Genomic DNA, 16,420 nt, shown 5'->3' with positions numbered 1-16,420 from the left:
GCGCCCCATGCTGTTCTTCGTAGCCGACGGCGTGCTGACTGCGGCCGCCACCGAGGAAGATGCCGCGCTGGTGCGCCACGACGGCGAGCCGGTCTTCGATATCCGCAAGGTCAAGACCAAGGGCGCAGCGCCCGGCTGGACCCTGAACGACAACGGGACGGCGAGCCCGCCGCCCGAGCCGGAGCCGGCCCCCGAGCCCCCCGCGCTCGATCCGGTGGAGAAGCTGCGGGCCTTCCTGTCCGCCAATCCCGACGTGCTCCAGCACATCGGTGATCTGTGACCCAGATCCTGAACCTGCCGCTCCTGTCGTTTCCGGTGGAGACCGGGACGAACGAGGATTGGACCGACGCGTGGGCCTATGTCGACGCGAGCGGTAACCCGATCCCGGGAAGCGGCATCACGCTCAACATGATGGTGCGACGGTCGCCGGAGGCGCCCGAGGCGCAGATCATCGCGTCAAGCGTATCCGGCGCGCTGAAGGGCCTCCCGCTCAACGGTGCGCTCTCCTGGGGCGGTTCCGGGATGAACATCGTCACGCTCGCGATCCCGAAGGCGACGATGGAGCGGCTGGGCGCGGGCGCCTATGTCGGCGAGGTCCAAGCCGTGGCCGAGGGGTACGTCAAGACGATTGCCCTGATCGACCTCACCGTCGTCCAAGGCATCGTTCGATGATCACGGGGGCGATCGTCACGGTCCGCCCGAGCGCGCAGGCCTCCGGCAGCGGTGCTGGGCTTATCGCGGGGCCGGCCGGGAAGACCGCGTATCAGCTCGCGGTCGATCAGGGCTACTCCGGAACGCTCTCGCAGTGGCTGGCCTCGCTCGTCGGACCTACGGGACCGATCGGTCCAAGCGGGGCTGCGGGCGGAACAGGTCCGCAGGGCGTAGCGGGACCTGTGGGTCCGACAGGATTGACCGGGCAGACCGGCGCCTCCGGACTGAACGGGGCCGCTTGGTATTCCGGCACCACCGCTCCCGCCGCCGGCACGGGCGTCGTCGGCGACTGGTACATCAACACCACCACGGGCGACCTCTACACGAAGGGCTCGGGCGGCTGGGGCTCGCCGGTCATCAACATCACGGCGGTGTCGGGCGCGCTGCACTACGACGTGGCGCAGAACCTGCCCGCTGCCCAGATCGCCCAGGCGCTGGCCAACCTCGCGATCGACGGTGCTGAAACGGCCGTCGCATCGGCCGCGACGACCGACATCGGAGCGGCCACCACTCGGCAGGTGACGATTACCGGCACGACGGCGATCAGCTCATTCGGCACCGCCCAGAGACGAGTCCGCTTCATCCGCTTCGCCGGTAGCCTGCAGCTCACGCACAGCGCGCCCTCGCTGATCCTGCCAGGCGGCGCGAACATCGTCACCCAGGCCGGTGACTCGTGCCTCGCGATTTCCGACACCTCCGGCAACTGGCGCGTTCTCGGCTACGTGGCCGCGGGGGATACTGCCGCCACCGTCACGTTCGCCCCGGGGCTGAGCGTTTCGAGTGGCGGCTTGAGCAACGCCGGTGCGACCGGCCGCTACCGCCGGATCGGCCAGAAGCTGATCTGGGTCGAGTTCAACATCAACATCGCCAACAACGGCTCCGGCGCCGGCAGCCTGTCGGTGGCGCTGCCGTTCACGGCCGGCGGCGATACCTGCATCCTTGCAGGCCGCGAGGCGGCGTCCACGGGCAAGATGCTCCAGGGGCTGATCGTGTCCGGGGCAACGACGATGGCCGTGTTGAACTACGACAACACCTACCCGGGCGCGAATGGCTACCGCCTCGTTCTGTCCGGCATCTACGAGGTGGCGTGATGCAGGCCGCGTACATCAATGGCGGGCTGGTGCGCCTCACGATCGCGGCCGGCGAGAAGCTGACGGTCGTCCAGCCGACCAAGGCCGATCCCGGCCTCGTCCTCGGCGAGGGCTCCTACGATGTCAGTCCTGCGCCGGGGCTTCTGATCTGGGAGGCGATGCGGGCAGCCGGGATCGTGGTCGCCGCGCCCCCGGTTGATCTCGCGGCCTACACCACCGCCGCGCACGCCGCGCTCCGCGACGGTGGCGTCGACATCGGTGGCATGCGGATCAAGACCGACGGCGAGAGCCGCGGCCTGATTGACGGGGCCTACGCGCTGAGCCAGACCCGGCCCGACACGGCCATCGACTTCAAGGCGGCCAGCGGTTGGGTCACGATCGATCCCGCGACCATGCAGACCGTCGCCGTCGCGGTCGGCCTATGGGTCCAGGCCTGCTACTCGGCCTACCGTCAGGTCGACGCCCGGGTCGCGGACGGCACCTACACCACCACCGCGCAGATCGACGCGGCGTTCGCGGCTGTCACACTGCCGGGGTGATCGCATGGCGCCACCTCCCGTCTACCGTAAGCCCCTCGACGGCACCGAGATGATCCGGGTGTTGAAGGACGGGCGCTACTACATGGCGCCGGTCACCGCGGTTCTGGATCTCCTCGGCCTCCCTGCGGTGATCGCCCCGATCCTGTCCCGGCTCTCTGCCCTGGAAGGCCGGCCCGAGGAGGTGGCGCACTTCACCGCCTCCGCGAAACTGCCCGCGATCACCTTGCTCGCACCGGTCACCCTGACGCTCACCGGGCTCGTGCCGGCGCGTGTCGGTGACGTGCTGAAGGCCGGTGAGCAGGTCGAGGTCGCACCTGCGACGCCGCTGCCGGCCAACGTGAACATCGCCGCGGCGATCGTGACCGCTGACGGAACGGTGGTCGTGCAGCTGACCGCTGGCGTGTCGATCTCCGCCGGCGCGGCCCCAATCACCTGGAACATCTCCGCCCTGCGCTGAGCCGCGGCGGCCTATCCGGGAGCGTCCCATGATCCGACCGTTCCTTGCGGCGCTGGCGCTCGCCTGTGCGCTCCTCTGGCCAGCTGCTGCCGAGGCGCGGACCTGTCGCTGCGCCCGTGCCGTGCCCGTCTTCATCGAGGGCGCCGGCACCGTCTGGATCTGCGCCCGGCCGCCGCGCCGCCGCTGAGCATCTCCTCCCGCATCTGAGAGACCACCATGCCGACACCCGCTGCCACCGCGGCCGCTTTCGCGCGCGTGCGCGCCGCCGACTTCAAGGGCCGGGCCGTCCGGCTCGCGGACCTCGACCTGCCGGCGGCGGGCCACCTGATCGGCGTCGGCGAGGACGAGCTGCATGCGGTGCTGGAGGTCGAGACGGCCGGCGGCGGCTTCGACAAGCAGGGCCGGACGAAGATGCTCTTCGAGCCCCACGTCCTCTACCGCAACCTCGTCGGCTCCGATCGCGCCCGCGCGGTGCAGCTCGGGATCGCCTACGAGAAGTGGCGGGCGGGCAACTATCCCGCCGACAGCTACCCGCGCCTCGTGGCCGCGCTCGCCATCAACGAAACCGCCGCGCTGAAGGCGGCCTCGTGGGGGCTGGGCCAGATCCTCGGCGAGAACTTCGTGGCCGCTGGCTACGATAGCCCGCAGCAGATGGTGGTCGCCTTCGTCGAGGGCGGCGAGTCCGAGCAGCTGCAGGCCATGGTCCGCTTCATCAAGGCCAACCGCCTCGACGACGAACTGCGCACGCACAACTGGGCGGCGTTCGCTCGGGGCTACAACGGCCCGAGCTACGCGCAGCACGGCTACCACACCAAGCTGGCGGCCGCGTTCGCGAAGTGGGCCAAGATCAAGGACACGCCCTGGTCGCCGCCGCAGGACGCGGTCGGCAAGCCCGTGCCGGTCCCGCCCGTCGTGATCGCGCCCGTGCCCGTGGTGGAAACGGCCCCGGTCCCGCCCGTCTTCGCACCGGCCCCGCGCAACAGCGGCTCGCCAGCCGCCGCGCCGGCCGCGCCGACCATGCGTACTACCGCTCAAATAATCCTGCAGCCCGCCGAGCCTCCGGCCGCACCCGCGCCAGCGAAGCTCGGCTTCTGGGCCTCTGCCCTCGCGCGGCTGCGCACCGCCTACCCGAAGAAGGAGAGCTGACCCATGGCCGGCGGCATCATCGGATCCATCATCGGCGGCGTCCTGACGGGCGGCGCGGGCCCGGCGCTCGGCGCCGGAATCGGCGCGGCCATCCCGAGCATCGCCGAGATCGCGAAGGTCATCGTCGACCGGACCATCCCGGACCCGCAGAAAAAGGCCGAGGCCCAGGCCGAGATCGAGCAGGCCCTCACCGCGCGCGAGACCGCCCTGACGGCGGCCCTCCAGGCGCAGAACGAGCAGCAGAACGCGATCAACCTCGCCGAGGCGCAGGGGAACGACCGCTTCTCCTCGCGCTGGCGGCCGGCCCTCGGCTGGGCGTGCGTGGCGGCCTTCGTCTATCAGTTCCTGGCGGCTCCCATGGTCACGTGGGTTGGCGCGATTGTCGGGGTCGCGCTCGGCGTCGCCTTCCCAGCCCCGCCCACGATCGTCGTGTCCGACTTCATGCCGGTGCTGATCGGCATGCTCGGGCTCGGCGTGATGCGGACCTACGAGCGCACGACCGGCGTGCCGGGCGCGGTGCCCAGTCCGCAGCCGACGATGCGGCGTTGAGCGCGGATGCTCGCGCCATGGACGCCGCCCGCGAACCTCTCTCCCGGCCGCCCGCCTTCCTGCGGTTCCACGATCAAGAGAGCATGATGCCGGAAGCCCCGAAGAGCCAGGACGAGGCCGCCTGGACCAAGATGCAGGTCGACGTCGCGGTCTCGGCGACGAAGCTCGATGCGGTCCAGTCCGACGTGCGCGGAATCCGGGAGGATCTGCGCAACGTCTACGCCACCAAGACCGAGTTGAAGGACGTGGTCGACGACGTGACCAAGCTGAAGGATCACGTCGGCTGGCTGGTGAAGTCCGTGCTCGGCGCGATCGTCCTGGCGATCGTCGGCCTCGTCCTGTCGAAAGGCGGGGTGCCGCACTAATGCCCCCAGAATCGGAACCGCCGCAGGTTGTGATGCTCCCCGAAGTGGACCGGACCGACGAGATCTATGCCCGCGCCATCGAACTCGCCTACGGACCATCGCGGCGGCAGGCCCGCCTGCAGCTCGTGCTCAATGCGCTCTACTACACCGCGCTCGTCGCGCTGGTCGGCTGGATCTTCTCGATGGCCATCGATCGGGAGCCGCCGGTTCGGCAGATCACCCGCGAGGTGGTCAATCCGGGCAAGCAGGTACATGTCGGCGATCGCCTCCTGATCCGCGGGGTCCGCGTCCGGGACCGATCCTGCGAGATCACCCGCCGTTGGTGGCTCGTAGACGGCGCTGGCCGGCGGCTCGACTTCGAGCCCGAGCGCTTCGACGCCTACGGGCCGCTCGGGCGAGAGGAAGAGGTGATCGGTCCGTTCATCCCGCTCGATGCGATGCCGGGCCGGGGGCGGCTGCTTGGGGTGGTGGCCTACGACTGCAACCCGCTTCAGCGGGCGCTCGGCTGGTCAATCACCACGATCCTGCCGCCGCTGGAGTTCGAGATCCTGCCGCGGGCGGCGGCAGCGCCATGAAGGATCCCGACGCGCAGGACCTGTCGCTGATCTGGGCGCTGCTCGCGTTCCTGGCCGGCATCATCCTCGGCAACCGGACCGCGCCGAAGGATCCGCCGCCGCGCTGATTTTACGGAATCTGCCCCGGAATATGCCGACCCTCATGCAAGCCCGCCCGGCTCACCGCCGCGGCGGGCTTTTTCGTGCCGCTGGCCCGCACCTTGCGACGCTCCGGCGTTCCTCCCAGGATCCACTCAGCCCCGCCGGCACCGCCGCGCGGGGCTTTTTCGTCCCCGTGCTAGCCCTTCAGCTCGGCCAGCATCTTCGCGCCCTCGGCCAGGAAGAATGCCCGGATCGCTGGGTCCTTCACGAGATTGGCGCAGCGGGCTTCAATCACCTGCTGCGACTGATAATCCGGGTGCCTCAGGAGATCGGCGAGGTAGGTTCGGGCCTCGTCCTCGTTGTCGATCGTGAATGGCTCAACGGTAATCGCGGGTCTCCTGCTGCCCGATCATTCTTGCACGACTGCACGCCGCGCGCCCGGCTTGCTCGCGTCGATCTCGGTGAGGTGCTCGCGGCCGGCCGGGGTGATGAACCAAGCATCCACGCGCCGCCCTGGCCCGGGCGCCGAGCGGGATTCGACGAGGCCGAGCCTCCGGAGGACCGCCATGGCCGACGGGTAGGCGCCGCGGCGCAGCCCCTGCGGGTAGAGGAGGCAAGCGCGCAGGGCTTCGAGCTGGCGGCCGCGAATCGGTGCTTTCGGTTCGGAAGGCATGGCGGCGCCGGCCTACCGCGAGTCGTCGTCCTCGACGAGTCCACGGCTCGCGGCGAGGCGCCACAGGTCCGCATCGGAGAAGATCAGGTCGCCGATCTGCCAGCGCTCGAGCTCGTCGCCGATCGGCACGACGGGGACCTTCGCGGCCACCAGGGCGTCGACCGCCTCCATAATCGGATCGGCCTCCTGCCAGCGAATCGGGTGGTGGCCTTCGCTCATAAGTCGAGGCTACCGCGGGCAGGGGATCAGCGTCGAGCAGCGGGCCGTGTACCGGTTCATGTACCGCATGCGAACCGAAATCGGTCTGATCCAGTACATCGCGACAGAAATTCGCCAATGAAATCAATGGCGATTATTTCGCGGCCCACGTTCGGGACGTGGGGGTCGCAGGTTCAAATCCTGCCACTCCGACCAAAATTCCCGCGATCTCAAGTTCAGCGAGACGAACGGTCACCCTTCGCAAGGGACCTCGCGGACAGATGACGTGTAGCCTCGCTGGTCGGCGTCCGCATATTCCCAGACTCTCGCGAACGCGGCCACCTCGACCGGACCGAAGGCGTCGCGCCATCCCGGCTCCGCATCAGGCCGGTCCCTGTCTCGCGCTCCGCTGATCACTGCGCGCGGAGGATCCTGAGGCCGCCCCGTCTGGGCCGTCCGAGCCGCGATCCTGGGACGGAGTCTCCCCGGACCCCGCCGTGCCGGGGCTCTCGCCCTGCGGGGTCAGGGGCGCCATGGGCACGCTCTCCACGAGCAGCGCGATCATCTCGGACCGTGAGCTCAGGAGAATGGCCGGCGGCTCGCCGGTGATCTGCCGCCATCGCCTGACGAAATCGCCCGCCGGCAACTCGGCGAGAGCGTCCTGTTCGGTCGCGGGTTGGTCCGTTCTGAGGGCTGCGGACTGATCCATGCGCCCCAACGGCTCGGACCACGATTCGGCCTCAGCGTCCGCCCGGGATGGTGAAGCGAGCGTTAGTCCGATCGCGGAAGACGATGCCCGCAACGGCGGACCGGCGGGCGAGGCCCGGGACGCTCGATGCGTAGAGGAGCACGCGCCTCTCCCTGACGGAAGCGTGCGCGCCGGTCAGTTCATCGGCGGCACACAGGGAGGCGCGTCGAGGAATGGACCCGGCGCGCGGCCGCGCGGGATGTCGTCGTTCTCATGGGCCCTCATCGCACGACGCGGGGTCCGAGCGCGGTCAGGCGGCGAGCCGGAAACCGGTTCCGCGGGCCGTGCGGGGCGCGACCGTCGACTTGTCCCGGGGCAGCAGCAGGTCGATCTGCGAGCAGTGCAGCGCCAGGACGTTCTGCTCCTCCGCCATGGCGCGCGCCGCGCCGCTGAACCGGCCATTGGTCATCACGCACGCCGTGGTCGACCCGGCGCGCTCCGCCGCCGCCGCGACGTCCGAGATCGGGAGACACGCGACGTCGCGGTCCGCCCAATGCAGGCAAACCACGACGCGCGTTCGGGCCCGGAGGAGCACGAAGTGGTCCTGATCCTGGTAATCCAGGCGCCAGCCGGCCGCCTTCAGGCACCGCAGCATCAGCGCCTCGTATTGCGCCTGCGTGGCGCTCGCGCGGTCGACGAAGGTCCAGGACGCGACCTCGGCCGGCAGGATCGACGCGAGTTCCGCGCTGACAAGACGCCTGAAGCCGCGGAACCGGACGACGGCGCGGAGCGGGCGCCAGAGATGGGCGTGGTGCAGCCTGACGAGTTCCCGGTTCCAGAGCGCCTCGAACGCGGCCGCTCCGCGCGCGTGGTGCTCCATCCACCGGTTCTCGATGATCAGGCGCTCGATCTGCGGTCGGATCGCGCGGCGACACCGCTCGGTGACCCGCTCCTGCAGATGCAACCAAGCGAGCAGAAGCAGGATGGCTATCACCCACAGGGCGAGGCTCGTCGCGAACATGGCGGCGGGACTTTGCGAAATAAGGCCGATGTCGCCATTTATCCGCCTCAGGAATTAAGCGGACATTGCCGGTCACATGCGTACTGAACCGATCAGTGCAAGTCTTTGGAGATGGTGAATTCTAAATTTATGTCCGCCCCGCAGCCGCTCAGGTCCGCATAGCCACGAACATGCTCCGGCCCTGCTGGTGGTAGTAGCCGCTCTCCATCGAGCCGCGGATGTCGTGCCCCAGCATGTCGTACTGCTCGTAGACCATGTCGAAGCCGCACTCCTTCAGAAGCTGGATCAGGGCCGGCTTGGTGGGCCAGAAAGAGCGCTTGTTGCTCCACGAGGTCCATTTGTGCGCCTCGAGCTGGCTCGTGTCGTCGAGATCGTGCTCGTGCATCCAGCGACCCGGCAGATCTTCATTCTCGGCGGGCGGCGAGAGCTGAAACAGGGCCTCGTTCGTGTCGGTCGCGAAATGCGTGTGCAGGATGACCACGTCGCGGACGCACTCGGCCATGAGGCGGATGAAGGCGGCCGGCCTGTCGAGGTGGTAGAGCAGTCCGCAGCAGAAGGCGGCATCGAAGGGGCCGTGGGCCGCCAGATTCCACACGTCGTCGTTGACGAAGGCGAGACCGGGGACGCCCGTCCCCTCCTTGACCCGCAGGCAGTTCTCGAAGTTGGAGCGGCGCACCTCGACACCGGTGGCGCGCATCCCGGCGCGGGCGAATTCGAGCGTGTAGCCGCCCTCTAGGCAGCCCAGATCGACGATCGACCGGCCGGCCAGCCTGTGCCCGTAGAACAGCCGGAGCGAGCGCAGGGCCGCCTGCGTCCAGGGGCTGTCGGCGATCAGCCAGCCCGCCTCGGGCAAGGTCTCGGACCCGTCCGCGAGGCGGATGTTGTGTGCCGTGAACGTCATGCCGCCTCCCCACGCCGCCCACCCTCGCCGAGCGGGGCCACGATGAGTTTATACGGGCCGCGCTCGATCGGTTCACGCGGTTTGTCGATCCACCCGTGTCGAAGGGACGGCAGGCGGATCGGGATGCGCGCGGCGCGCGTTATCGGCGCGCCCGCTCGAAGAAACGGCGGATCGGATTTCGGGCCGGGGCACTCCCCTCGGCCCGCGGAGATTGCGGGGAAACGGCTGGCGGCAGCGCCGCAGCCTCCGGCTCGGCGGTCCAGCCATCCTGCCAGCGCAGGTGCCGGACTGTGCCCCTGGCGGTGCCGGTCCGCTGTTTCAGCGCCAGCGTGTCGAGGAAGCGGCTCGCGCGATGGCTGAACGTGTTCCCATCGCGCACGACCCGCGCGGCTGCCGTCGCGAGCTTCTGTCTGAGCCGGCCGCTGCTGTCGAGCTCCCGATGCAGGTGAAGCGCCTCGGCAGCGTTGTTGAAGTACAGGGCCGACTCACCGTGCGGGAAGAGGGCAGCGCAGTCGCGATTATACTGGGACAGGCACGGGACGCCGTGCGAAGCGGCGTCGAAGCTTCTGAAATTGGGGCCACCGTTCATATTCTGGATGTGGAAAATGTTCAGGCAGATTCGATACCGGGCCATGTAGGTGCGCATCTGATGTTCGCCGACGACGCTGTTGATGGAAAACTTGTGTAGGAGGTGAGGAGCCGCGGTCCAGAGTTCCTTGTACCAGCTCGGCGGTCCCTGAATTTCGAGATCGGTCGCCGAGAAGTAAGAGAGGAGTTCCAGTCGGTGCATCGACGACTGGAAATTGAAATACTCCATCGCGTTGATCGGCGTGCCGTCGGGGAGACTCCACGCCTCGTCGATCATGAAGAACGGCGAACGCATCCGGTCGCGAAGCTCGACCCCCACAGGCAGAGGGCCGGTGCGGGAGCCGACGAGACCGTCCTGCGAGCGCGCCGCGTAGAGGGCAATGTGATGCAGCGACCCGAGGAAGCCGACTGAGGTCACGGCTCGGTTCTGGGACGGCCGTGGATCGAAGCCGGCGAAGGGCAGCCAGTCGGCCCGCGACGCCTGCGGATGCTCCGCGAAGTTGCTGCACGCGACGCTCAGCAACACGCTCGCGGGGATCGTGAGACCCGAGAAGTAGAAGGGGCTGTCGACGAACCACGCCGCGTGCGCCACGCCGCGCCGCGCGAGGCCCTCATAGACCGGCGCGCACAGGCCGACCGCGTTGATGCTCAGGGCGCCGTCGATTGCGATGCCGTCGGCTTCGAGGAAGGAGAGCAGGGTCTCGGCGAGTTCCTCCGACTGGCTGAGGTGGGTATAGGCAAAATTCGCGACGACGACGTCGCATCCGGCCGCCGCGAAGGCGTCGATGAGCCCGCTGCGGCTCGCATCGAGGATGCCGAAGACATCCATCAGCAACAGGGTGGCCTTCGACATGCGCTCAGGCGTCTTCTTCTGTCTGTCTGAAGATCAGGATCCGGTCGCGGCTCGTCACGGCCAGCGGATCGTTCTGCACCACCAGACCGGGTTTGCGGTCCGTGCAGCGCGCGCCGACCTCCGGGGCCTGCAAGACCCGGAAGCGCCGGTCGCCGACCGCGATACGCGCGTACAGATTCGGCGGGAAAAGGTAGGCGCGCACGTGCCGGTCAATCTGGGCCGCCGTTCGGTGAAAGTCGATCTCTGTCCGCGTGTAGTCGATATCCGCCTTGCCGAAATAGGTCGCCGCCGCGTCGTCCTGAACAACGGCCATTTCCGACAGGCCGCGCGCCGCGGTGACCGACGCGAACTTGGCCGCGTTCCGCTCGATCAGCCGCACGCCGGCCTGTTCGCAGAGGCTGTAGACCTCGCGATTGGACCGGCCCTCGATCGCGAAGGTCTCCTGATCCACGACGGCGCCCGTGTCGATCCCGGCATCGATGATGTGAAGCGACACGCCGAAGGTCGCGTCGCCGTTGAGGATGGCGAGCGTGATGGGCGCCATCCCGCGGTAGCGCGGTAACGGCGAGAAGTGGAGGTTGATGAGCCTGTCTCTGCCGTGCTCGATGATGTCGTGTCTCAAGATGATCGAGAACTGAACTGAGAGGAGCAGAGTGGGGTCGATCTCGAAATACGTGCGCGCGAAGCCTTCGGCATCTTGGACGCCGCGGCTCTCGATGCCGAGGCGGTGCGCCGCGTCGCGCGCGACCCGCGCTGAAATCTCATCCTTGTCGGCGTAAACGTACACGATCGTGTGACCTGGCAATTCACGACGAATGATCTCGAGCGTGTCGGCACAAACCTTGTTTTTCCCACACACAAGAATCGACGGCGTCTTCGACATCGCAACCGCATCACTGAGTGTCGTTGCTGAATTGTTCGTGCGGGCTGCGTGCCGTGATCGTCATCAATTTCGTTGAAATCAAATCGTCGCGCGCCGGCAATCCACCCTGACACATATACATAATAGGGGAAGTGCAGGAAGCCACGTCCCGCTGCAACAACATGTGGGCTTGCCGTTTCGTCGCAGGTTGTACACACAGTCGTTGTGCTCGCGGCGCGGGTGAGGGGGCTGGCAAACGGGTGGACGCGCAGTTGCGACGTGGCCGGCCAAACGGCGTATGAAGCCCCCCGATGGATTCGCCTTCACACAGCCGAGCCGGACAGCGACCCGCAGGATGGGCCGGCTTCGCGCGCAGCTTCCTCGTCAGCGCCGCCTGCATGGGCCTGGCGCTGATCGGCTTCGTGGCCGCGGTCGATCCCTACGGACTGCGGGCCGCGCCCGGGCATCCGCCGGGACCGATCATGGATGCCAATCAGCGGCTCTCCTATCCGCAGATCGCCCGCGGGGGGCCGTTCGACGCGGCGGTCTTCGGCACCTCGACGGCGCGACTGCTCGACCCGCAGGCTCTCGACGCGGCCTTCGGTGTCCGGTTCGCCAATCTGGCGGTGAATGCCGCGACGCCCGACGAGCAGGGTCGGCTCGCCGCGCTGTTCCTGGCCCGCCGGCCGATCCGCGCGGTCCTGTTCGGCCTCGATGCCCCGTGGTGCGCCGCCGATCCGCCGGCCCGGACCGCCCATGCCTTTCCCGACTGGCTCTACGCGGACCGCGTGCCCGGCGATGTCCTGCGTCAGGTCAGCCTGCGCTCGGTCACGACGGCCGTCCGGGCCGGGCTCGCCGATCTCGGGCTGACGCGGGCGCGGATTCGCGGAGACGGCTACGCGGTCTTCACGCCGCCCGAGGCGCGCTACGACCTCGCACGCGCCCAGGCCCATATCCGCGCAGGCCGCGTGGACTCGGCGGCGGCGGACGCCCCCGAGCTGCCGATGCCGGCCCTCGACCGCCTGGACGATCTCCTCGGTCGCGTGCCCGCCCAGGCCCTGAAGATCGTGGCCTTCATGCCGGTGCATGCGGGGGCGCAGGGTTCACCGGGATCGGCGGCGGGCCGTCGCGAGGAAGCCTGCAAGGCGCGCGCCGCGGCGATCGGGAAGCGCCGGGGCGCGGTCGTGGTGGATTTTCGCCGGATCTCGCCGCTGACGACCCGGGACGCGAATTATTGGGACGCGCTGCATTACCGCCTGCCCGTGGCGGCGCGCGTCATCTCGGATCTCGCGCGCGCCGTCGCCACCGGCCGCGACGATCCGGATGGAATCTACCGGGTGCTCGCGCACCCGTGACGCCCGGTCAGGCGGCGGCGCGCTCGGCGCTCGCCCAGCCGGCGCGGGTCTCGGCGCAGTACTCCGCGTAGCGGCCGTCCCGGATCGCCGCGCGCGCGCCGGCCATCAGGTCCTGGTAGTAGGCGAGGTTGTTCCAGGTCAGCAGCATCATCCCGAGGATCTCGTTCGAGCGCACGAGGTGATGCAGGTAGGCACGGGAATAGTCCCGCGCGGCCGGACAGGTCGAGGTCTCGTCGAGCGGCGCGGTGTCCTCGGCGTGGCGGGCGTTGCGCAGGTTGACCCGTCCGTGGCGCGTGTAGGCGAGGCCGTGCCGGCCGGCGCGGGTCGGCATCACGCAGTCGAACATGTCGATGCCGCGGGCGACCGCGCCGAGGATGTCGTCCGGCGTGCCGACGCCCATCAGGTAGCGGGGCTTGCCGGCGGGCAGGTGCGGCTCGACCGTCTCGATCATGGCGAACATGACCGCCTGCGGCTCGCCGACGGCGAGGCCGCCCACCGCGTAGCCCTTGAGATCGAGATCCGTCAGCGCGCGGGCGCTCTCGACGCGCAGGGCCGGCACGTCGCCGCCCTGGACGATGCCGAACAGGGCCCGTCCCGGCTGCTCGCCGAACGCGACGCGGCAGCGCTCGGCCCAGCGCAGCGATAGGTGCATGGCCTTCTCGATGGCCCCGTGGTCCGCCGGCAGGCGGACGCACTCGTCGAGCTGCATCTGGATGTCGGAGCCGAGCAGACCCTGGATCTCGATGGAGCGCTCCGGGCTCATGTGATGCGCGGTGCCGTCGATGTGCGAGCGGAAGGTCACGCCCTGCTCGTCGATCTTCCGCAGTGCGGAGAGCGACATCACCTGGAAGCCGCCGGAATCGGTCAGGATCGGCCGGTCCCAGTTCATGAAGCGGTGAAGGCCGCCGAGCCGGGCCATGCGCTCGGGGCCGGGCCGCAGCATCAGGTGGTAGGTGTTGCCCAGGACCACGTCGGCGCCGAGATCGCGGACCTGGCCGGGGTACATGGCCTTGACGGTCGCGGCCGTGCCCACCGGCATGAAGGCCGGGGTCCGGATCTCGCCGCGCGGCGTCGCGATCACGCCGGTGCGGGCGGTGCCGTCCCGGGCCAGCAGGTCGAAGCGGAAGTGTGCGCTGTCGGTCATGGGTTGTCCGCGCCCGGGCCCGGGAAGAGCAGGCTGGCGTCGCCGTAGGAGTAGAACCGGTACCCGGCGGCGATCGCGTGCGCGTAGGCCGCGCGCATCGTCGCGAGACCTGAGAACGCCGAGACCAGCATGAACAGCGTCGAGCGCGGCAGGTGGAAATTGGTCACGAGGGCGTCGACCGCGCGGAACCGGTAGCCCGGCGTGATGAAGATCTCGGTGGGTCCCGAGAAGGGCGCGAGCGTGCCGTCCGGTCGGGCCGCGCTCTCCAGCAGCCGCAGGGCCGTGGTCCCGACCGCGACGATCCGGCCGCCCGCGGCCCGCGCGGCGTTCAGGGCCTCGGCCGTGGCGGCGTCGAGGATGCCGATCTCCGCGTGCATGCGGTGGGCCTCGGTATCCTCGGACTTGACCGGCAGGAAGGTCCCGGCGCCGACATGCAGCGTGACGTGGCGGCGCCGCAGACCGGCGGCGTCGAGATCGGCCAGCAGCGCGTCGGAGAAGTGCAGGCCGGCCGTGGGAGCCGCGACCGCCCCCGGATTGCGGGCGTAGACCGTCTGGTAATCGGTGGCGTCGCGGTCATCCGTGGCGCGCTTGCCCGCGATGTAGGGGGGCAGCGGCAGGGCACCCTCCGCGGCGATGGCCGCGTCGAGGTCGGGCCCGGCCCGGTCGAAGGCGAGGACGATCTCCCCGGCCTCGGCCTTCTCGAGAACGGTCGCCGCCAGATCGCCGAAGCGCAGCGCGTCGCCCGCCGCGAGCCGCTTGGCCGGACGCGCGAAGGCGCGCCAGCGGTCGGGGGCTTCCCGCAGGTGGAGCATCACCTCGGTGCGCTGGCCGGGTGCGCCGGGCCGTGTGCGCACGCCGTTCAGCCGGGCCGGGATCACCCGCGTGTCGTTGAAGACTAGGGCGTCGCCGGCCCGGAGGGCCTGGGGCAGGTCGCGCACGGTCCGGTCGGCCAGCGGCGCGCCGGGTCGGACCACGAGCATCCGCCCGGCGTCGCGCGGCTCGGCCGGGCGGAGGGCGATGCTGGTCTCCGGCAGATCGAAATCGAAGAGGTCCACGCGCATCGCCGGCTGCCTGCACCGAACGGCACGCGGTTTCAACCGCGGAACCGCCGGGGAGCGCGTCCGTTTCCAGCGTCACCGAGACGCGAGGCTCCCGATCCATGCCCTGGTACGCCGTTCGCCCCCGTGACGCCGCCGATCCCCGCTGGCCGCTCCCCGGCACGTCCGAGATCGTGCTGAAGGCCGAGGATCCCGACACCGCCCGCGCGAAGTTCGAATCAGCCTACCCGAGCCAGCCCTTCGGCAGCCCCGGAATCCCGGTGCCGAATACCGGCGCCGGCAGCTTCCGCGGCGATCCGGACGCCCTGGTCGTGGCCGAGACGGGCGAGCCGCCGGCGCCGCGGGGGAGCGACGCGTGACGCCCCGCGGTCGCCCCCGGCGGGTCACCCTCGACGGGCAGCTCCTCGGGTATTGGGAGCGCGAGGCCGCCCGGCTGGAGACCCTCGCCGCCGGAGCGCGCTTCGCCTGGCAGCGCCGTCGCTTCCTGCGCAAGGCGGAGGCCGCGCGCGCCAAGGCGGAGCCGAGCCGGCGGCGCGAGGCCGCCCGCGACAACGGCGGCGCGTCGGAGACTTAGCCGCGGCTAACACGTTTTCGGCGGCGTCGAACCTTTGCCGTGGCCTTGGCCGCGGCCGGTGCCGTATGGGCGCGGCGTCACCCCAACGGCGCGAACCATGGACCGCACCCAGAAAGCCGCCCTCTTCAGCGCGGGCATCGGCCTCGCCGTCACGGCGATGAAGTTCTACGCGGCGTGGCTCACCGGCAGCCTCGCCCTGTACTCCGACGCGCTGGAGAGCATCATCAACGTGGTCGCCGCAATCGGCGCCTTCGTGGCCCTGCGGGTCGCCGCGCGCCCGGCGGACGAGGACCATCCCTACGGTCACCACAAGGCCGAGTTCTTCTCGGCGGTGATCGAGGGCGCGCTGATCGTGGTGGCGGCGCTGCTGATCCTGCGCGAATCCTATTTCGGGCTGCTCGCCCCGAAGGCCCTCGACGCGCCCGCGGTGGGCCTCGCGATCAACTTCGCGGCCGGGATCGTCAACGCGGTCTGGGCGGCGGCACTGATGCGCTGGGGAAGGCGGTGGCGGTCGCCGGCCCTGATCGCCGACGCGCGCCACGTCTTCGCCGACGTAATCACGTCCTGCGGCGTCCTGGCCGGCGTCGGCGCCGTGGTGGTGACGGGCTACCCGGTCCTCGACCCCGTGGTGGCCGGGCTGGTCGCCATGAACATCCTGTGGTCCGGCTTCCGCATGGTCCGGGAATCGGTCGACGGCCTCATGGACAGGGCCGCCCCGGCCGAGATGGTGAGCCAGATCCGGTCGCTCATCTCCCAGCACGGCGAGGGCGCGCTGGAGGCGCACGACGTGCGCACGCGCTCCGCCGGTCAGGCGACCTTCATCGACTTCCACCTCGTCGTCCCCGGCGCGATGACCGTCGAGGATTCGCACGCGATCTGCGACCGGCTGGAATCAGCCCTGGAGACGACGATCCCCGGGGCGGTGGTGACCATCCACGTCGAGCCCGGCGAGGAGGCCAAGGCGCGGGGATTGCCGGTGCTGTAGGCCGCC

At 69.7% G+C, this 16,420-nt stretch carries 22 protein-coding genes; 14 read left to right on the top strand and 8 right to left on the bottom strand.

Features of this window, described 5'->3' with window-relative positions; all coding sequences use genetic code 11:
• The first annotated feature begins 7 nt into the window (after positions 1-7).
• The 10 genes from ACLBYB_RS04475 (at position 8) to ACLBYB_RS04430 (ending at position 5,433) form a co-directional block, all read left to right on the top strand.
• Positions 8-280, top strand: a complete 273-nt coding sequence (locus ACLBYB_RS04475; protein WP_447697988.1) for a hypothetical protein — start codon at positions 8-10, stop codon at positions 278-280.
• Positions 277-672: a hypothetical protein gene (locus tag ACLBYB_RS04470; protein ID WP_447697987.1), complete on the top strand. Its 396-nt coding sequence runs from the start codon at positions 277-279 to the stop codon at positions 670-672. The genes ACLBYB_RS04475 and ACLBYB_RS04470 overlap by 4 nt, the downstream gene beginning before the upstream one ends.
• Positions 673-908: 236 nt before the next feature.
• Positions 909-1,802: a hypothetical protein gene (locus ACLBYB_RS04465; RefSeq protein ID WP_447697986.1), complete on the top strand. Its 894-nt coding sequence runs from the start codon at positions 909-911 to the stop codon at positions 1,800-1,802.
• Positions 1,802-2,341 (top strand): DUF4376 domain-containing protein, encoded by a 540-nt coding sequence (locus ACLBYB_RS04460; protein WP_447697985.1) that lies wholly within the window; start codon positions 1,802-1,804, stop codon positions 2,339-2,341. Before ACLBYB_RS04465 ends, ACLBYB_RS04460 begins: the two co-directional genes overlap by 1 nt.
• A gap of 4 nt (positions 2,342-2,345) precedes the next feature.
• Positions 2,346-2,798, top strand: coding sequence for a hypothetical protein (locus ACLBYB_RS04455; protein ID WP_447697984.1), 453 nt, complete (start codon positions 2,346-2,348; stop codon positions 2,796-2,798).
• Between the two features lie 28 nt (positions 2,799-2,826).
• Positions 2,827-2,985, top strand: a complete 159-nt coding sequence (locus tag ACLBYB_RS04450; protein ID WP_447697983.1) for a hypothetical protein — start codon at positions 2,827-2,829, stop codon at positions 2,983-2,985.
• A 29-nt stretch (positions 2,986-3,014) separates the two neighbouring features.
• Positions 3,015-3,944, top strand: a complete 930-nt coding sequence (locus ACLBYB_RS04445; protein ID WP_447697982.1) for an N-acetylmuramidase family protein — start codon at positions 3,015-3,017, stop codon at positions 3,942-3,944.
• Between the two features lie 3 nt (positions 3,945-3,947).
• Positions 3,948-4,493, top strand: coding sequence for a 3TM-type holin (locus ACLBYB_RS04440; protein ID WP_447697981.1), 546 nt, complete (start codon positions 3,948-3,950; stop codon positions 4,491-4,493).
• A 17-nt stretch (positions 4,494-4,510) separates the two neighbouring features.
• Positions 4,511-4,858 carry a hypothetical protein gene (locus ACLBYB_RS04435; protein WP_447697980.1) on the top strand — a complete coding sequence of 116 codons (348 nt, stop codon included), beginning with the start codon at positions 4,511-4,513 and terminating at the stop codon, positions 4,856-4,858.
• 44 nt (positions 4,859-4,902) lie between these two features.
• Positions 4,903-5,433: a hypothetical protein gene (locus ACLBYB_RS04430; RefSeq protein WP_447697979.1), complete on the top strand. Its 531-nt coding sequence runs from the start codon at positions 4,903-4,905 to the stop codon at positions 5,431-5,433.
• Between the two features lie 490 nt (positions 5,434-5,923).
• Here the strand turns inward: ACLBYB_RS04430 and ACLBYB_RS04425 are convergent, their stop codons facing one another.
• The 6 genes from ACLBYB_RS04425 to ACLBYB_RS04400 form a co-directional block, all read right to left on the bottom strand.
• Entirely contained in the window at positions 5,924-6,187 is a 264-nt protein-coding gene (locus tag ACLBYB_RS04425; RefSeq protein ID WP_447697978.1) for a hypothetical protein, read from the bottom strand.
• 12 nt (positions 6,188-6,199) lie between these two features.
• Positions 6,200-6,406, bottom strand: coding sequence for a hypothetical protein (locus ACLBYB_RS04420; RefSeq protein ID WP_447697977.1), 207 nt, complete (start codon positions 6,404-6,406; stop codon positions 6,200-6,202).
• Between the two features lie 977 nt (positions 6,407-7,383).
• Entirely contained in the window at positions 7,384-8,094 is a 711-nt protein-coding gene (locus ACLBYB_RS04415; RefSeq protein ID WP_447697976.1) for a restriction endonuclease, read from the bottom strand.
• A gap of 148 nt (positions 8,095-8,242) precedes the next feature.
• On the bottom strand, positions 8,243-8,995 hold the full coding sequence (locus tag ACLBYB_RS04410; protein WP_447697975.1) for a class I SAM-dependent methyltransferase: 753 nt from the start codon (positions 8,993-8,995) through the stop codon (positions 8,243-8,245).
• 139 nt (positions 8,996-9,134) lie between these two features.
• Positions 9,135-10,436, bottom strand: coding sequence for a glycosyltransferase family protein (locus ACLBYB_RS04405; RefSeq protein ID WP_447697974.1), 1,302 nt, complete (start codon positions 10,434-10,436; stop codon positions 9,135-9,137).
• 4 nt (positions 10,437-10,440) lie between these two features.
• Complete coding sequence (locus ACLBYB_RS04400) at positions 10,441-11,319, bottom strand: methionyl-tRNA formyltransferase (protein ID WP_447697973.1); 879 nt, start codon at positions 11,317-11,319, stop codon at positions 10,441-10,443.
• Between the two features lie 290 nt (positions 11,320-11,609).
• Between ACLBYB_RS04400 and ACLBYB_RS04395 the strand changes: the two genes are divergently transcribed.
• Entirely contained in the window at positions 11,610-12,653 is a 1,044-nt protein-coding gene (locus ACLBYB_RS04395) for a hypothetical protein (protein WP_447697972.1), read from the top strand.
• A gap of 7 nt (positions 12,654-12,660) precedes the next feature.
• On the opposite strand, the gene tgt is transcribed toward ACLBYB_RS04395, so the two are convergent.
• Together tgt and queA are read right to left on the bottom strand one after the other, a co-directional pair.
• A complete protein-coding gene (tgt, locus tag ACLBYB_RS04390; protein WP_447697971.1) occupies positions 12,661-13,797 on the bottom strand; it encodes a tRNA guanosine(34) transglycosylase Tgt in 1,137 nt (378 codons plus the stop codon).
• Entirely contained in the window at positions 13,794-14,858 is a 1,065-nt protein-coding gene (queA, locus tag ACLBYB_RS04385) for a tRNA preQ1(34) S-adenosylmethionine ribosyltransferase-isomerase QueA (protein WP_447697970.1), read from the bottom strand. The genes tgt and queA overlap by 4 nt, the downstream gene beginning before the upstream one ends.
• A 98-nt stretch (positions 14,859-14,956) precedes the next feature.
• Between queA and ACLBYB_RS04380 the strand changes: the two genes are divergently transcribed.
• The 3 genes from ACLBYB_RS04380 to ACLBYB_RS04370 all read left to right on the top strand — a co-directional run bounded on the left by ACLBYB_RS04380 (position 14,957) and on the right by ACLBYB_RS04370 (position 16,414).
• Positions 14,957-15,214 carry a hypothetical protein gene (locus tag ACLBYB_RS04380; protein WP_020091400.1) on the top strand — a complete coding sequence of 86 codons (258 nt, stop codon included), beginning with the start codon at positions 14,957-14,959 and terminating at the stop codon, positions 15,212-15,214.
• Positions 15,211-15,429: a hypothetical protein gene (locus ACLBYB_RS04375; protein ID WP_020091401.1), complete on the top strand. Its 219-nt coding sequence runs from the start codon at positions 15,211-15,213 to the stop codon at positions 15,427-15,429. The genes ACLBYB_RS04380 and ACLBYB_RS04375 overlap by 4 nt, the downstream gene beginning before the upstream one ends.
• 97 nt (positions 15,430-15,526) lie before the next feature.
• Positions 15,527-16,414 (top strand): cation diffusion facilitator family transporter, encoded by an 888-nt coding sequence (locus ACLBYB_RS04370; protein ID WP_056522056.1) that lies wholly within the window; start codon positions 15,527-15,529, stop codon positions 16,412-16,414.
• Positions 16,415-16,420 lie beyond the last annotated feature (6 nt).

The organism is Methylobacterium sp. D54C, assembly GCF_053345595.1.
The sequence above is the reverse complement of the archived record's forward strand: the minus strand, read 5'-3'. Positions and strand labels throughout refer to the sequence as shown.

Bases quoted from the DNA above. Each gene is read 5' to 3' on its own strand.
- ACLBYB_RS04395 (WP_447697972.1), top strand. From the start codon at position 11,610: ATGGATTCGCCTTCACACAGCCGAGCCGGACAGCGACCCGCAGGATGG.
- ACLBYB_RS04400 (WP_447697973.1), bottom strand. From the start codon at position 11,319: ATGTCGAAGACGCCGTCGATTCTTGTGTGTGGGAAAAACAAGGTTTGT.
- ACLBYB_RS04370 (WP_056522056.1), top strand. From the start codon at position 15,527: ATGGACCGCACCCAGAAAGCCGCCCTCTTCAGCGCGGGCATCGGCCTC.
- ACLBYB_RS04435 (WP_447697980.1), top strand. From the start codon at position 4,511: ATGGACGCCGCCCGCGAACCTCTCTCCCGGCCGCCCGCCTTCCTGCGG.
- ACLBYB_RS04440 (WP_447697981.1), top strand. From the start codon at position 3,948: ATGGCCGGCGGCATCATCGGATCCATCATCGGCGGCGTCCTGACGGGC.
- queA (WP_447697970.1), bottom strand. From the start codon at position 14,858: ATGCGCGTGGACCTCTTCGATTTCGATCTGCCGGAGACCAGCATCGCC.
- ACLBYB_RS04405 (WP_447697974.1), bottom strand. From the start codon at position 10,436: ATGTCGAAGGCCACCCTGTTGCTGATGGATGTCTTCGGCATCCTCGAT.
- ACLBYB_RS04455 (WP_447697984.1), top strand. From the start codon at position 2,346: ATGGCGCCACCTCCCGTCTACCGTAAGCCCCTCGACGGCACCGAGATG.
- tgt (WP_447697971.1), bottom strand. From the start codon at position 13,797: ATGACCGACAGCGCACACTTCCGCTTCGACCTGCTGGCCCGGGACGGC.
- ACLBYB_RS04415 (WP_447697976.1), bottom strand. From the start codon at position 8,094: ATGTTCGCGACGAGCCTCGCCCTGTGGGTGATAGCCATCCTGCTTCTG.
- ACLBYB_RS04460 (WP_447697985.1), top strand. From the start codon at position 1,802: ATGCAGGCCGCGTACATCAATGGCGGGCTGGTGCGCCTCACGATCGCG.
- ACLBYB_RS04380 (WP_020091400.1), top strand. From the start codon at position 14,957: ATGCCCTGGTACGCCGTTCGCCCCCGTGACGCCGCCGATCCCCGCTGG.
- ACLBYB_RS04445 (WP_447697982.1), top strand. From the start codon at position 3,015: ATGCCGACACCCGCTGCCACCGCGGCCGCTTTCGCGCGCGTGCGCGCC.
- ACLBYB_RS04425 (WP_447697978.1), bottom strand. From the start codon at position 6,187: ATGCCTTCCGAACCGAAAGCACCGATTCGCGGCCGCCAGCTCGAAGCC.
- ACLBYB_RS04475 (WP_447697988.1), top strand. From the start codon at position 8: ATGCTGTTCTTCGTAGCCGACGGCGTGCTGACTGCGGCCGCCACCGAG.
- ACLBYB_RS04420 (WP_447697977.1), bottom strand. From the start codon at position 6,406: ATGAGCGAAGGCCACCACCCGATTCGCTGGCAGGAGGCCGATCCGATT.
- ACLBYB_RS04450 (WP_447697983.1), top strand. From the start codon at position 2,827: ATGATCCGACCGTTCCTTGCGGCGCTGGCGCTCGCCTGTGCGCTCCTC.
- ACLBYB_RS04410 (WP_447697975.1), bottom strand. From the start codon at position 8,995: ATGACGTTCACGGCACACAACATCCGCCTCGCGGACGGGTCCGAGACC.